At 42.4% G+C, this 16,358-nt stretch carries 11 protein-coding genes and 1 tRNA gene; 7 read left to right on the plus strand and 5 right to left on the minus strand.

The genetic code is table 11. The features are described from left to right. Positions 1-972 precede the first annotated feature (972 nt). Positions 973-4,092, plus strand: coding sequence for a S8 family serine peptidase (locus ABD036_RS13270; RefSeq protein ID WP_343860695.1), 3,120 nt, complete (start codon positions 973-975; stop codon positions 4,090-4,092). Positions 4,093-4,799: 707 nt separating this feature from the next. On the opposite strand, the gene ABD036_RS13275 is transcribed toward ABD036_RS13270, so the two are convergent. From ABD036_RS13275 to apbC, 3 genes are all read right to left on the minus strand, one after another. Beyond that, positions 4,800-4,876 (minus strand) — tRNA-Pro (locus ABD036_RS13275). Between the two features lie 155 nt (positions 4,877-5,031). Continuing rightward, complete coding sequence (gene dcd, locus ABD036_RS13280) at positions 5,032-5,628, minus strand: dCTP deaminase (RefSeq protein ID WP_343861058.1); 597 nt, start codon at positions 5,626-5,628, stop codon at positions 5,032-5,034. A gap of 145 nt (positions 5,629-5,773) precedes the next feature. Then, positions 5,774-6,832 carry an iron-sulfur cluster carrier protein ApbC gene (gene apbC, locus ABD036_RS13285; protein ID WP_425542576.1) on the minus strand — a complete coding sequence of 353 codons (1,059 nt, stop codon included), beginning with the start codon at positions 6,830-6,832 and terminating at the stop codon, positions 5,774-5,776. Positions 6,833-7,031: 199 nt separating this feature from the next. Between apbC and metG the strand changes: the two genes are divergently transcribed. Then, complete coding sequence (gene metG, locus ABD036_RS13290; protein WP_343860697.1) at positions 7,032-9,068, plus strand: methionine--tRNA ligase; 2,037 nt, start codon at positions 7,032-7,034, stop codon at positions 9,066-9,068. A 208-nt stretch (positions 9,069-9,276) separates the two neighbouring features. Here metG and ABD036_RS13295 read toward each other — a convergent pair whose 3' ends face one another. Both ABD036_RS13295 and ABD036_RS13300 read right to left on the minus strand, forming a co-directional pair. Continuing rightward, on the minus strand, positions 9,277-10,350 hold the full coding sequence (locus ABD036_RS13295; RefSeq protein ID WP_343860699.1) for a methyl-accepting chemotaxis protein: 1,074 nt from the start codon (positions 10,348-10,350) through the stop codon (positions 9,277-9,279). 114 nt (positions 10,351-10,464) lie between these two features. Next, positions 10,465-11,235 carry a class I SAM-dependent methyltransferase gene (locus ABD036_RS13300; RefSeq protein ID WP_343860701.1) on the minus strand — a complete coding sequence of 257 codons (771 nt, stop codon included), beginning with the start codon at positions 11,233-11,235 and terminating at the stop codon, positions 10,465-10,467. Between the two features lie 77 nt (positions 11,236-11,312). On the opposite strand from ABD036_RS13300, the gene gloB reads away from it, so the two are divergent. The 5 genes from gloB (at position 11,313) to ABD036_RS13325 (ending at position 16,267) form a co-directional block, all read left to right on the plus strand. Next, the gene (gloB, locus tag ABD036_RS13305) at positions 11,313-12,086 is read left to right on the plus strand and encodes a hydroxyacylglutathione hydrolase (RefSeq protein ID WP_343860703.1); all 774 of its coding nucleotides are present in this window, start codon (positions 11,313-11,315) and stop codon (positions 12,084-12,086) included. 40 nt (positions 12,087-12,126) lie between these two features. After that, positions 12,127-13,794: a LysM peptidoglycan-binding domain-containing protein gene (locus tag ABD036_RS13310; protein WP_343860704.1), complete on the plus strand. Its 1,668-nt coding sequence runs from the start codon at positions 12,127-12,129 to the stop codon at positions 13,792-13,794. An 8-nt stretch (positions 13,795-13,802) separates the two neighbouring features. Then, complete coding sequence (locus tag ABD036_RS13315; protein ID WP_343860705.1) at positions 13,803-14,843, plus strand: ion transporter; 1,041 nt, start codon at positions 13,803-13,805, stop codon at positions 14,841-14,843. Next, the gene (locus ABD036_RS13320; protein WP_343860706.1) at positions 14,840-15,301 is read left to right on the plus strand and encodes a methyltransferase family protein; all 462 of its coding nucleotides are present in this window, start codon (positions 14,840-14,842) and stop codon (positions 15,299-15,301) included. The genes ABD036_RS13315 and ABD036_RS13320 overlap by 4 nt, the downstream gene beginning before the upstream one ends. Positions 15,302-15,745: 444 nt before the next feature. Beyond that, positions 15,746-16,267: an EF-hand domain-containing protein gene (locus ABD036_RS13325; RefSeq protein WP_343860707.1), complete on the plus strand. Its 522-nt coding sequence runs from the start codon at positions 15,746-15,748 to the stop codon at positions 16,265-16,267. Positions 16,268-16,358 lie beyond the last annotated feature (91 nt).

Below are 16,358 nucleotides of genomic sequence, written 5' to 3' on the forward strand. Positions count from 1 at the left end.
TGAGTGCCCACACAGATTGTCTTGTTGCAAATTGTTAAAGAACGTTGCTCTTAGTGAGCGGCTTGAGGAACCAGAGGTCTGTCTCAAGCGGGACGCGAATTCTACACGCCTTGGAAATCTTGTCAACCGTTTTACGTTAAATATTTAAAATTAATTTCAAACCTTCAACCAGCTGCATCCCGCTTCACACTTGCTTTACAGCAATGTCACAATTTCGTCCTTAGACTATTTGTGAATGGATGTTCTTGTTAGAACTCCCTGAAGCGAGCGCGCATTCTACAGACCCTGTTTGAGAGGTCAAGAAAAATCTAGAAAAATATTGGATTTTTGTGGTTCTACCGTTAATTGCTAGTACATATAAGAAGAAGCGCAAGCAAACTCAGCTTTTAAAAGTGGGTTAAGGTAACTAATAAACAGCAAATCGCAATTTTTTAGATTTCAGATTGTTAATCTATATAAAGGCATTACGAGGTCTTTTTTTCGCTATATATATAGTAGCTAATAAAAAAGCACCTCAAACATTCGCTTTACATTACACTTCGTATTTATACGGTGAAGCAAATACCACTACTAAGTTTTGATATTCGCCTAATCTGGATAAATCAGCACAAAGCGCAGTAATAATGCAAATATTTCCAGACAAATTAATACACGAAAGACAGCAACCAGATTATGTTTGAAAAACAATCAAATTCTCACTAGAAAGTGTCATGTTTTTTAACACTATTTTAATCAACCTGTTTTTAAATGAATAAAAACACATATAAAACAACAACATAAACAATAGGAACGATTGTTGCTTAGGTGTAAACCTCTAACTTACATTAAATAAAATAAATAATAGTGTGTAAGTAAGATTGGCGTTATAGTCCGTAGACCAGACCAAAGAAGTTTGGAAAACGTTTTCTATGCGAAAGTAGCAAAGTCTACTAAATAATTATAATTATATAATATCAATCAAAGGAAAATTCTATGTTACGCAAACAGCTAACAGTGCTCGGAACCGGGTGCTTTTTGGCGATGTCTGTGCATAGTGCTTTAGCATTATCTAATCCAGACCGCAGTCTTCTCACACTGGATGCAGCTAGCCCACAAACGGTCAGCTCCAAAACTTCTTATATTGTTCAACTTCGTGGCGAACCTGCCGCAGTTCAAAGCAGTAATAGTGGCATCCCTAATAAAGAACATGGTTTTGTAAGCGCTGAAAAATACGATCAAAACTCTTTGGTCTCTATGGCCTACCGAAAAGAGCTTGCTGATAAACAGAATCAAGTTATGGCAAGCGCAGGTGTAACCCAAGCAACTTATACCTATGAGCATTCTTTCAACGGTTTTGCTGCTGTGCTTACCGAGGCACAAGTTTCTAAACTACGCAGTAATCCAGACGTAATAAACATCTGGCCAAATGAAATATTAAAATTAGATACGGCGAATACCCCTGCATTCCTTGGGCTTACCGATCCAGGCGGCTTGCACTCAATGGGTGTTAAAGGTGAAGATGTGATTATCGGTATTGTCGATACCGGCATTTGGCCTGAGCATGCGAGCATTAGAGATGATGTTCCTGGTAACGAATATGACGATATCGCAACTACACGGCCCGATTGGTCAGGTGAATGTGTTACAGGTACTGACCCAGAGTTCTCATGTAACAATAAACTCATTGGCGCCCGTTATTTTAATGATGGATTTGGACCAGAAAATGTTTTACCTGGTGAGTTTGACTCGCCTCGTGATGCTGACGGTCACGGTACTCATACCCTAACCACTGCTGGCGGTAACGAAAATACTACCGCCGTAATTAACGGTGTTGAAGTTGGTACTGTTTCTGGTATCGCACCACGAGCTCGTGTTGCTGCGTACAAAGTGTGCTGGAATGGCAGCACTCCTGGTAACAGTGGTTGTTCATCTGCTGATTCAGTTGCCGCGATAGATGCAGCAACCGCTGATGGGGTTGATGTAATCAACTTCTCAATCAGTGGTAGCCGTACCGCACAGACCGATCCAGTACATGTTGCTTTCTTTAATGCCGCTCAAGGTGGTGTATTTGGTTCATTATCTGCGGGTAACTCAGGTCCAGGAGCTCAAACCGTTGCACACAATGTACCTTGGGTAACGACAGTTGGCGCATCTACTTATGATGGTGAAATCGCCTTAATTGGTAATGCGTTAGAAGTGTCCAATGATGGTAGTGATGAAACATTGTTTTCTATTCCAGGTGCAATCACCACACCAATTCCTGATACAGGACTTGCTGGTGATTTGATGGCCGTTGAGCCGCTAAATGCATGTGGCGCTGAGTTGGATATGGCCGACGGTGCTCTTGCAGGTAAAATTGCCTATATAGCGCGTGGAACTTGTGCTTTTTCTGAAAAAATATTAAATGCTCAAGATAAAGGTGCAATCGGTGTCGTTGTTTACTCTGACAACAGAACACCAACTGCCATGGGTGGTGCAGCCGACGGAATTACGATTCCTGGAGTGATGATCACCAATGCAGATGGCGTTAGATTGCTCGACGATGTTCAAGCAATGCAAGTCAGTGTCACTATGACCAATGATCCAGCGGCAAGCACGTCGCCTTCTATTGGTAACCAAATGGCTGGTTTCTCTTCGCGTGGCGAAAGCTTAGCGACTGCGGACATTATCAAGCCAGATATCACTGCTCCTGGTGTATCTATCTTGGCCGGAACCACAGCGTCAAACATTAATGGCTCATCTGGTGAAAGCTTTGCACACTTAAGTGGTACGTCAATGTCTGCGCCTCACATTAGTGGTATCGCTGCTCTAGTGAGAGAAGTGAACCCTGCATGGTCTCCTTCTGCAATCAAGTCTGCAATTATGACGACTGCCAGACAAAACGTGGTTGATGAAGATGGTTCCACACCTTCTGACCCATTCGATTTTGGTGCAGGTCACGTTGTGCCTAACTCAGCTGTAGCGCCTGGTATTGTTTACGATGCTAGCGAATGGGATTATTGGGCTTACTTGTGTGGTCAAGGCGAAGAAAGCTTTGTTGTGAGTTCATCAGGGTACTCTTGTGCCGCTTTTGAAAATGCGGGATATCCACTTGATGCAAGTGATCTGAACATCGCATCAATCGCAATAGCAGAGCTTTCAGAAGCACAAACAGTAACTCGTTATGTGACTAATGTAAGTAATTCAGCTGAATACACTGCTACTGTTGAAGCACCAGCAGGTGTGGATGTTACTGTTGAAGTGATTGATTGGTCAGGGGACGCGCCAGTTTGGGTAGCAAGCGACACCATGGGCTTTAACGCTAATGGATTAGGCCTATATCGCCTTACGCTCTCTCACAATGACGATGCTGTGATTGACGAATGGAGCTTTGGTGCAATCACCTGGACTGATGGCACGCACAGTGCACGTAGCCCAATAGCGGTTAAACCCGTTATTCCACCCAGTGTAAATGCGCCAGCGTCAGTGAGCGTTGAAACTAGTCGTTCTGCGGCAAGGCTCACCTTACCAGTAGAGATTAACTACAATGGTCGCTTCTTTGCTAAAGGCATGGGACTTGATGCGCCAGACGTATTCGTTGATACCGTGGCTCAAGATCCAGACAGCACTTTCGCGTTTAACGAACCTGGTTTAGGCTTCTACTTTGTGAATGTGCCTGAAGGTACGCGTATTGCTAAATTCGGTCTATCAGGTGCGGATCAAGCCAGCCCATTTGTAGATTTGGATTTGTATGTTTATGCATGTACAGGCTTTAGTTGTGGACAAGTAGGCACTAGTCTAAATGGCGGGTCTGATGAAAAAGTCGTTCTAGTTGACCCTGTACCAAAAGCTGATTTAAGTGTTGGTGACACATACCTAGTCTTCGTGCATGGCTGGAGCTTGGATGGCGCTGAAAGCGTACAAGCACCTCTTTACATTTGGACGGTTGATGAATCAGCACCAACTGGCATCTCTGTTAGAGCGTCTACTCGCGCTGTAGAAGGTCGCACTAACCGCGTTTACGTTGGTATGAGCGGATTGCAAGGCGGAACCGAGTATGTCGGTGGCGTCGTGTATAAAGATCAAAATGGTGATGAGAACGGTTTAACCGTTATCGAAGTAAAAGCCAATTAATCTCTGCTTTTGAATTAGTAAAAAGCCCGCTTTCAGCGGGCTTTTTTATGCATAGGGAATAACATTAAAAGGTAAAAACGTAACACTACAATTGTGACTTCTTGTCAAACTTGTCGGCACAAGTTTCTTTTTGAAAGCATTAATGCGTAAATAAGCTAAGCTAAAACTAGAATTATCAATTTAACGCTACTGATAAGTGAGTTACTTTTGAGACCAAATAAAAATAAAGTAAATGGCTATTATTGGGTAAAATGTGGAGATATCGACAGCGAGCCCGTAATCGCTGAATTGTATGAAGATGAGTGGTTTTTTTGTGGCTTCCAAAAAGCTTACTTAAGCGAAGACATTACTATACTAAGCGAGAAAATAGAAATGTGTAAACCACAATATGATTCATGAATGAAATTGCAAAAGTATTTTTAATTAATGACTATATTGAGGTGAAAAACAATATTTTTTGCCTCGCAATATCTAAACTGTTTATAACTGGCTCGTAATTAAGGTCTTTGCATCTATTTGCTTAATTATATTGATGAAGGCTATCCAGAAAAGCATATGGTTTTAGAGATTTTGAAAATTATCTAATAAGAGTGATGACCCAGTGTGGATGGGATGGTGTTATCAATCAGGTAAGGTGAATGCTGATCGCCCGTTTATGGGGTAGAGCCCCGAAAAGAAGTTAATGGGTTGTCTGGAAAGGAATTAATTGGTCGGTGTGAGAGGATTTGAACCTCCGACCCCTGACACCCCATGACAGTGCGCTACCAAGCTGCGCTACACACCGACCGAGCTGCGCAGTTTACTTAAATTTTTCGGCTTTGCAACGGCAAATGTGCATTGCTAGGTTAAATGCGCAATCTTTATGCAATTTATCCTAGCTGCTTCACAGAATAATGAGGCCAAATCGATGGATGAATGGCCCGCCTATTCAATATGTATTTATTCCACGTCTTTATCGTCGGCACTAATACGACTGGCAATCGCACCATCTTGCCCCCTGTATTTCGCATCAGCTCTCGAGTTATACGGCTTTTCTGCAAAATCAGACAATACTTCAAAACTGATTGCACCAATCTTCATCTTTGGTTTTAGCGCAAGCGGCAGTTTACCGCTGTTATAAAATTCCAGCACGATATTACCTGACCAACCGGGGTCTATTCGGTGGGCAGTGACATGTACCATGAGTCCAAGACGCGCAAGTGATGAACGCCCGTCCAACCAACCCACTATGTTGGCAGGCAAAGTAACAGATTCATATGTGACCGCCAGCGCCAGTTCTCCTGGATGTAAAAAGAATGACTTGTCGTCAGCCACCACTATTTCGTCACTCATCACGGAATTCATCGCTTCTTGAACCTGAGCCTTGGGACCACTTAGATCAATATAGGGAGCAGCATGGTCTTCAAAAACTCGAAATTTATTTCCCAACCGGATATCAACCGTCACGCCGCTGATTTCTGAATAATCTGGCTCTGGGGTAATCGCGATTTTACCGTCTTTTATATATTGGTAGATATCTTTGTCACATAATCGCATTTTGTTTACCCTGTTTTTAACTGATAAATCATTAAAATTATTGAAAAAAGCAACTTTACCGTCTGCCCCCATATTATGATCTGGGCCTAATCCATGTTCAATCTTTTTAACGACGTCACACTTACTTTTCTTACTGTTATCGTTTTTAAACCGTTGTAATCTCAATGCTGTTGTCAGTGGCTAAATTAATTGAAAAAGCCAAACTCTTCGATACTTGCATTGCAATCTGTAAATAGAGATTCGAAAGTTCACTTTGCGGTTGTGAGATAATCAAAGGCTCACCACCATCAGCGTGTTCTCGGATCATGATATCCAACGGCAACTGTCCGAGTAAATTCATGTGATGTTGCTGCGCTAATTTTTCTCCCCCGCCACTGGCAAATACATGGTCTTTATGGCCACATTTACGGCACAGGTAGTAACTCATATTTTCGATCAAGCCGAGTACTGGAATATCCACTTTATTGAACATGGCGATCCCTTTAGTCGCATCTGCTAAAGCAATGTCTTGCGGAGTGGTGACAATAACCGCGGCAGTCAAGGGTACCATTTGAGCGAGTGTCAGTTGGATGTCTCCAGTGCCAGGTGGCATATCAATGATCAAGTAATCCAATTCTGGCCAAAGTGTTTCATTAACTATCTGTTGAAGCGCTTTACTGGCCATAGGACCACGCCAAATAGTGGCATTTTCAGGTGGTACCAGATAGCCAATGGAATTGGCTACAACACCATGGCAATCAAGCGGTATCATGTGGCGGTTATCTTCACTTTGAGGTTGTGCTTGTGGATTGCCCAGCATGATAGGCACTGAGGGGCCGTAAATATCAGCATCGAGTAACCCAACTTTCGCTCCTTGCGCTTGCAAAGCGAACGCTAAATTCACGCTAGTCGCTGATTTTCCTACCCCCCCTTTCCCAGACGCCACAGCGATAATGTTCTTAACCCGCTTAAGCCTAGGCAATTTTGTTTGCTTGGCATCAATTAACACTCGAAGCTCAATTTGACTGCGATCCAGTCCTAATGTTTCAAGTGACTCAACTAAAGCACCATGCTGCGTTTCACAAGCAAATGGTAGGGTGATTTTTAATATATTGCCCTCCACATGGCAACATTGTGCAAACTGCTTAGGGGTTATCCCCAATGAACTAGCAGCATGTTGATACACCTCATCTGTGTTATGTGCTTCAGATAATGCAATTGGCAAAAGGATTTCCTTGTTTCATAGAGTGTTAATTCGACAGTGTTTCATCTAAGCTTTTTAAGCAAACTGTGAGCACGCTCTTTGTTTATTGATAATAATCTTAACCTCGATTTACGCAATGCTTGCAAAAAGAATGCAAATCAGCGCGCTTTTCTGTACCATTTGCGTCCTTTTTTCAACTATTCAAGACACAAAAACAACGATGCCGAATCTGCCACGAAAAATTCTTGTCACCAGCGCTCTGCCCTATGCAAATGGTTCCATACATTTAGGCCATTTACTGGAGCATATTCAAACTGACATTTGGACCCGATTCCAACGAATGCGCGGTCATCAATGTTTTAGCGTCTGTGCAGACGATGCTCATGGCACACCTGTGATGCTAAAAGCCCAAGAGTTAGGAATTACTCCAGAACAAATGGTGGCACAAACTCGTGCCGAGCATCACCAAGATTTGCTCGATTTTCACATTGAGTACGACAACTACTATGTCACTCATTCAGATGAAAACAAACAGTTGTGCGAAGATATTTATAATCGTTTAGATAAAGCCGGCTACATAAGTAAACGCACCATTAGCCAATTGTACGATCCAGAAAAAAACATGTTTTTACCGGACCGCTTCATTAAAGGTACTTGTCCTTCTTGCAAGGCTGAAAACCAAAATGGTGACAGTTGTGATGTGTGTAGTTCTACCTACAGTCCTACGGAGGTTATTAACCCGCGCTCTGTTGTCTCCGGCGCAACCCCAATACTAAAAGATTCAGAGCACTATTTTTTCGATCTCCCTAAATTTGAAGATATGTTGAAAGAGTGGCTGGTTAGCGGAGCACTTCAAGAAGAAATATCGAACAAACTTAAAGAATGGTTTGATGAAGGCTTGCAGCAATGGGATATCAGCCGAGATGCGCCTTACTTTGGCTTTGAAATACCCGGTGCTCCTAACAAGTTCTTTTATGTGTGGGTAGATGCGCCTGTCGGTTACATGGCCAGTTTCTTAAACTATTGTAACCAACACGGAATCGATTTCGACAGTTTTTGGAACCCAGACTCAGATGCCGAGTTGTACCATTTCATTGGCAAAGACATTACTTATTTCCACTGCTTATTCTGGCCAGCCATGCTCGAAGGTGCCGGATTGCGCAAGCCTACTGGTGTCAACGTTCATGGTTTTGTGACGGTTAACGGCGCCAAAATGTCGAAATCGACCGGTACTTTTATTAAAGGTCGCACTTACTTAGATCATTTGAATCCAGAGTATCTGCGCTATTATTATGCGTCAAAGCTTAGCGATGGCGTGACCGATATCGACCTAAACTTGGAAGATTTCGCCCAGAAAGTGAATTCTGATTTAGTCGGTAAAGTAGTGAATATAGCCAGTCGCTGTGCCGGTTTCATTACCAAGCGATTTGACGGCAAGCTATCGACAAATATAATCGAACCTGAATTACTGGCTCAATTTCAGCAGGCAGCTGATGGCATTGCATTAGCTTATGAAAAGCGCCAATACCACAAAGCGATACGCGATATAATGGCCCTTGCCGATAAGGCTAATCAATTCATTGATGCTCAAGCGCCTTGGGTCACCATCAAAGAGGAAGGCAAAGAGCAGTTAACCCATGAAGTTTGTTCACTAGGGATTAATCTGTTTAGAGTGTTAATGGTGTACCTCAAACCTGTTTTACCTAAATTAGCTGAACAAGCCGAAGCCTTTATGAACGACACTCTGAACTGGGACAGTGCTCAAGTCACGCTTACAGATCATAGTATTAATAAATTTAAAGCGTTAATGCAGCGAGTAGACATGGATAAAGTAAACGCAGTAATAGAAGACTCTAAAGAAAACCTCGAAGTTAAAGTTAGCGCTCCTGCAGCAGATCCAGACAGCCCGTTAGCTAAAGATCCCATCGCTGAGACCGTTAGTTTTGATGATTTCGCCAAAGTCGATTTACGAATTGCAAAAATTGCCAAAGCCGAACACGTTGAAGGTGCAGACAAGTTATTGCGCTTACAATTAGATCTAGGTGGCGAGACAAAGCAGGTCTTTGCAGGCATTAAATCGGCCTATCAACCGGAAGATCTTGAAGGCAAACTCACGGTAATGGTCGCCAACCTTGCGCCGCGAAAAATGCGCTTTGGATTGTCAGAGGGTATGGTATTAGCAGCGGGCCCCGGTGGTTCTGATCTATGGATCCTTGAGCCTCATGAAGGTGCGCAGCCAGGGATGAAAGTAAAATAGATGTGCAGTTAGAATTAGGCGCAAAACAAAACGGCACTTTTATCAGTGCCGTTTTTGTATCATAAAGAATTTATCCCGAGTTGAGATTAAATTAGATAAATGGGGAGTTCAATTTTTTGAAAAGCAACGCACAAAAAAGCCCGCTGTCTCACATCTATTTTCAATGTGGGGTTACGGGCTTCCAAACACGCATGATGACTTTTAAGACTTAAACATCCGACACTAATCCGTCAATTTTACTCATCAAATCAGAGCTGGCCTTTTCCATATTACTTAGTGCTTCCAACACGCTGCTGTCAATATTTTCTCCAGCGCCTGATAATGCCATACGCGCTGCGTCGAAGACCTTTTGATTTGCATGTTCAACACTGCGTATGCTTGAGGAACTACCTTCGGCTCCCAATGAATTTATCCAAGAGGTTAAATCAGAAGAAGATGCCTCGCCAATTGCATTAACAGATCGTTCTCCATTTCCGATTAAGCTATTGTAAACGGCACGTTTCATATCCAAGTGATCAATTTGCGCATTGGCTAGCGATGTTCGCTCAGCAGATTCGCTGATGGTGTTACTCATAGACGTAGACATAGCCAATACTTGGCTGACTTTATCTTTGACTTCGCTAGTTTTGGTCACTAACTCTTTAGATTGTGACGACACTTCATTAATGTTTGATTCAATATTGCGCGTTCCCTCTTCAATTTTTTCAACTAAATTATTAATTTCCTGAGTCGATTCAGATGAACGCATCGCCAAGTTTCGAACCTCTTCAGCAACAACCGCAAACCCACGACCACTTTCTCCTGCCCGCGCAGCTTCGATGGCAGCATTCAATGCAAGTAGATTCGTTTGTTCGGCAATAGAATTGATAACACCAACGAAACTACTGATACTGCTAGCTAACCCAGAAAGCTCACCGGCATGGGTTACCCCTTTCGCTGCCATAGCGTCAATCTGCGTAAGGCCACTTGCTGCTTCATCAAGCATTTCCGAAGAACCGGTAAACAGTTCCTGCGCATTTTTAACTTTGGCACTCTCTGCCGCTAACGTTGATGCCGTTAAGCTGAGCGAATTTTTCACAGAGCTTAAGGATTTCTGACCGTCGAGCATCACTTCAGCAACAACTTGAGCTTCAGAATTTTCTGTGGATTGCTGGGCTGATGCTTCTAAAGCTTCCGCCAATTGGGCCTGCAACTTAACAATTTGGCTTTGTAATGCCTGATTGTCGTCGGTAAGTTCTCGGATTTTTCGTTGGTCTTCTTCGTTTACTTTCTTAAAAAACATTACTGGACCCCAGTTTCCTAATTCAAGATGTGTTGGTCACATTTACCAATTACTTTGGCTTCCCAACAGCTAGTTATCGACCATAATTGCATTTACAGCAAATTTTTTATGAATTTATTGACTATTATTTCTCATTGAACTGCGCATACTTGCGCTCACCGGAGAGAATTTAGGCGACGCCTTCCATTTTGGCTTAATTAAGGATAGCGGAATAACACGCTTTTTGGCGACAATTACATAAACACTTGAAAAAATAGGTAGATAACGACAAAACAGCCGCTCTAATTTGCTGAAAATTTTATGTTTACGATTCAATAGCACGCTTGAAAATAGCAACTGCTTTTGTTCGATAATTTCGAACCCCAGTAAATGTAACCAATCTTTGATCCGTACACTGGTAAAAAATCGCGCATCACGCATTAATTTATTTGATTTCAATGGCAAAAGCCTGAACAAGCCAGCGGGACTAAAAGGGTTGAAACCAACAATAATAACATGCCCATTAGCAATTAAAGTGCGATCTACTTCACGTAAAATTTGGTGTGGATCTCGTGAAAAATCAAGCTCATGAGCAAGTAAGTAAGCATCAACACTGTTTTCTAGAAAGGGTAATTTATGCGCATCCGCAACCAACAAACTATCAGTACTAGACGGGGCCTCAGAAATACATTTGCTATTCACTACATTAATTATGTGTTTGATGGTACATGTAGGTAACGTAATCTCCCCACTAAGACAACCAACTTTGACTAAGTGATACCCAAAAAAGCGACGACTTGATTCAAGCACGCAGTCCTGCAAAAGTTGCCTCACTCCCTGACCAACGGGCAATTCGTCCCAAGACGCTGGGTATAGAGGTTTTTTTGAAGTTAATGCAGGTTTCATCTGATCCTAATTATTGCTTAGCACCCAACAACTTCTTATAGTACAACAAACGGTTGCTGAAACAAGCGAAGGTCACTATGTCTGCTTTACAGATTTTTCCTATTCCTGCTTTTGAAGATAACTATATTTGGTGTTTACATAACGACTTATATTGCTGGGTGGTAGACCCTGGTGATGCCGCACCGGTTGAGGCTTTCTGTAAACGGAATCAACTCAAACTAAATGGTATTTTAGTAACCCATCATCATTGGGATCACACAAATGGCATTGCATCACTCGTAGAGCACCATCCTGACATTCGGGTATTAGGGCCAAGATATGGTAATATCAAACACTTAACTCAGGATTATGTTGACGGTGATCGTATTGAAATTCCAACATTGTCACTTACGTTTGATGTGTTAGAGGTTCCTGGACACACACTCGATCACATTGCGTTTTATGGCGATAGTCGGTTGTTCTGCGGTGATACCTTGTTTTCTGCAGGATGCGGGCGTTTATTTGAAGGAACACCTGCGCAAATGTTAGATTCGTTAAAAAAAATAATGCAACTCCCAGAGCAGACTGTGGTCTATTGTACCCATGAATATACCTTGGCAAATTTGCGTTTTGCAGCGCAACTAGAGCCGAGCAATAATATAATGAAAGAGTATTGGGCGTGGGCAAAGCAACAACGTGAAAAAGGGTTACCCACTTTGCCGACTACTATCGAACAACAAAAAGCGATTAATCCATTTTTACGCGCGCAACAGGATGAAATTAAACACAATGCAGAACACCATGTTGGAAGGCAGTTACCCAACGAAGAAGCCGTTTTTACCGCAATCAGGAAATGGAAGGACAATTTTTAATGTTACGCAGACAAGCTCGTTTAGTGGCGTTAAGGCTATCATGAGAGCATCCTCTATTGCGATAGTGGCAATATTGGCGGGTTGCCAAGCCATAAGCTACAACTCTGAAGCCGACACTCAGCTTGAGCAAGAGCAGCAAATTGCGCAACAAATACAAGTGACATGTGAGGAAAAACACGAATTAGCTGAAGAACTATTTGATTGTGATTCAGCCTCTGAAGGTACAATTCCTGTCACTCACCCTACCGATATTGTCGAAATTACGGTTGAGCCGGACAACTATGTTGAGCTCCCCGCTTTGGAACAGCCTCAAAACCAGTCAAACCTCTGGTTGCGTATCAAGCATCAACTAAGTTTTGAAGTACCGGATAATGAACGGGTCTTGAGTCAAAAGAATTGGTACCTTTCCCATCCCAAATACATGGAGCGGGTCGCTAAACGTGCAAAACCTTTTCTGCACTATATAGTTGAACAATTGGAAGAACATCAACTCCCGTTAGAACTCGCCTTGCTGCCCATTGTTGAAAGTGCTTTTGACCCGTTTGCCTATTCCCATGGGCGAGCTGCGGGTATGTGGCAGTTTATTCCAAGCACGGGAAAGCGCTTTGGCATGAAACAGACGTGGTGGTATGACGGCAGACGTGATGTAGTCGCTTCTACTCAAGGCGCAATCGATTACTTGAAATATCTTAATAGAATGTTTGATGGTAATTGGATGCACGCATTAGCCGCGTACAATAGTGGTGAAGGCCGCGTCATGAGGTCGATCAAACGTAACAAAAAAGCTGGCCTGCCAACCGATTTTTGGTCCTTAGACTTACCTAAAGAAACGCGTGCTTATGTGCCTAAACTGTTAGCACTGAGCAGCATTTTACTGGAATCAGAAGACGACGCCATCGCCTGGCCAGAAATACCAAACACGGCCTTTGTGCAAGTCATAGACATAGACTCGCAAATCGATTTAGCCTTGGCTGCTGACCTTGCCGGGTTAAGTCTCAAAGAACTGCATGCCTTAAATGCAGGTTTCAATCGTTGGGCGACAGATCCCAAAGGGCCTCATCGCTTGCTTGTACCGGTCGAACGTGCCGACACCTTTATCGCTGCATTGAATGACATAGACGCCAATAAACGGCTTAACTGGGTGCGTCATAAAGTGCAAAGTGGCGATAGTTTGCTGAAGTTATCAAAAGACTATCATACAACCGTTGATGTCATTAAAGGGGTCAATGACATGGACGGTAATATGATCCGTGTAGGTGACTACATCTTAGTGCCCGTATCGTTAAAGTCGTTAGAATCATATTCACTGTCACAAGACCAGCGCCTTGCCTCTACGCAATCTAAACGACGCGCTGCCTATCAGTTAAGTCACGTGGTCAAATCCGGAGATACGTTTTGGGATTTAAGCAAGCAATATGACGTCAATATTCGTAGTTTAGCTAAGTGGAATGGAATGGCACCAACCGACCCACTACTACCTGGCAAAAGCTTAGTGATTTGGGTAAATCAAGTATCAGAAGAACAGCGCAAAGACGCGGTTGTGCGAACGCTCACGTATACGGTTAAAAAAGGCGATTCATTAGCCCGAATAGCCGACAAGTTTAAGGTTAAACTAAGTGATCTAAAGCGTTGGAATCAAAATAAACTATCTAAATACCTGCAACCGGGTCAAAAGCTTCGAGTGTTTGTTGACGTGACGCGGACCTAAATTAACCCATGTTAGGTTTCAATAAAAGCAACCTAGATAAAAGCCATGAGGGACCATGGCTATTATTGGATCTTTGCATGCTTGGGCTACTGTTGATAAACCTCATCTGGATTATTTTCGACTCTCTTTATGCCACTGCATTTTTTAAACAAGCATTAGGGATGATATCTCAAGATTGGGTGATTGCTTACGCGCCTGTCCATGCAAATTTTCTACTCATCGATCTCGTATTTATTGCCATATTTCTAAGCGAGTTTATGCTTCGATGGATTGCCGCTGTTGTACGTAAAACTTACTTTCGCTGGTACTTTTTCCCCTTTATTCACTGGTACGACTTAGTTGGTTGTATTCCGTTGGGAGCGGCACGCATTTTCCGTTTTCTGCGTATTTTTTCAATTTTACACAGACTCCATAAATACCAAATCATAGACTTACGACGTACTGCGGTGTTTCGTTTTATCGCCTTTTACTACGATGTATTTGTTGAAGAATTATCTGACCGTATTGTGGTGAAAGTGTTGTCTGATGCACAAAAAGATTTAGCGGCTGGCTCCCCGTTAATAGAAGACATCAGCCAAAAAGTATTGGTAACTCGACTGCCTATCATCACCAAATGGGCGGCATCGGTAATGAGCCATATTGGTGAGTCAATAGAGCACGATGAACACGGCAAATCGGTGCGTTCGCATGTCAATAGCAGTGTTGGTAAAGCCGTTCGTAGGAACGCACAAATATCAACGCTAAAATTGGTGCCGGTGTTGGGAGGCACAATTGAAAAGACCTTAGAAGGAGCAATAACCGACATCGTTACTCAATCTATCGTAAATTTACTAAAAGACATGACTCCTGAGAAAATTGATGACTTTGTTGAACATGGTTTAGGACGCTTTACATCTGAAGATGAACAATTAGATCAAGAGGTTTTAGCGGTGGTTAACGAATGTATTGAACTACTTAAACTTCATGTAGCTCAGCAGCGCTGGAAAAGCGAAGCAGATCCATTAAGTGCTGACATTGAAACCATTGATGAAAAAGGAGTCACTCCTTGAAATGGCTCGAGCTAAAAATTCCACCTGCCATAGTGTTAATGCTATGTACTTTGCTCAGTGCGCTCGCCAAAAAGTATGCAATTGGACTATTTAGACCAGTCAAGCAATTGGATATATGGGTGGGATTGAGCTTTACGATTGCATTTATCATTTTGATTGCAGGGATTGTTGCCTTTAGACGAGCTAAAACAACGGTCGATCCTACAGATCCTCAAAGTGCAACTACGCTTGTCACCAATGGTGTATTTCGCTTTACCCGTAACCCAATGTATCTAGGCATGGTGATCTTACTTGTTAGCGCTACCTTATACTTAGGTACTTGGATTGGCTTTGTCAGTGTCGCGCTTTTTATTATATATATTACGCAGTTTCAAATAAAACCCGAGGAACGCATTGTTGAGCAGTTATTTGGGCAACCTTATGTAGAATACAAAAATTCGGTAAGACGCTGGATTTAAGCCAACGTTTCAACACCATAGACAGTCCGAATCGTATCGTGTATCGCTCACAGCCTTAATCCAATATTATCGGTGCAATTTCGCCCTAAAGGCTTATCAAAAGAAAACTAAGCTTGCTGTTTGACTGAAATTCATCCTCAACTCCCCAATACCCTTAAATCAAACTTGAACGTAAATCGATATTTTTAGCTATCTGTCTTAAGTGTTTAGCTTGAGTATAAGGAAAACATTTCAATACTGTGCAAATAAGTCCCTCTGCCTGCACAATTTTCATACTTCATGGTCAGCAATCACTCCACTTTAAAGTAAAATATTGTTTTATATGGCATTTCAATATTGGCACGCAATCTGAATATACCTATGCGAACTCAATCCCCTTACAGAGTTTCGTCAAATAGAGGAAGCTCAATTTAATGAAAGGGATTCAATCAAAGGAGAATCATTATGAAAAAATTAACTTTAGCATCACTTATCGCAGCTATGTTTGTGCTACCTGCTACTGCAGGAGATCACGAACACTTGAATAAAGATAAAATAAGCAGTACGTTTTCTGAATTAGATAATGATGAAGACGGATATATCTCCAAAGAAGAAGCAGACGATGATGATATTTGGGAACACTTTTCAAGTATCGACGGAATTTTGGGTCACCCCGCTGACGGCAATCTGTCTAAAAGCGAATTCGATGCCTATATGCAAAGACATACGGGTGAAGTTGCTTCTAACAAAGAGGTTTCGGATTCCGCGAAAGATTCTAAGATGAAAGATCTTGATCCTATCGAGCACAACTTCGAAACTTTAGACGATGACGACAATGGATTCATTTCATTATCAGAAGCCTCTGATCACAATGTAAAAGACCATTTCGGCTATGCTGATGCGAACTCGGATAAACGTATTTCTCGTGACGAATTCGAGCACTATACAATGTCTGGAACGGAAGTAACGGTTTCTAACAAGTATTAATCAGCACTAAGATAGACCAAAAAAAACCGTCGGTATTTACCGACGGTTTTTTGCTGAAACCATGTTTTTCGCACCGCGCGCCAACTAATTT

The organism is Aliiglaciecola litoralis (assembly GCF_039523355.1).
Classification (GTDB): domain Bacteria; phylum Pseudomonadota; class Gammaproteobacteria; order Enterobacterales; family Alteromonadaceae; genus Aliiglaciecola; species Aliiglaciecola litoralis.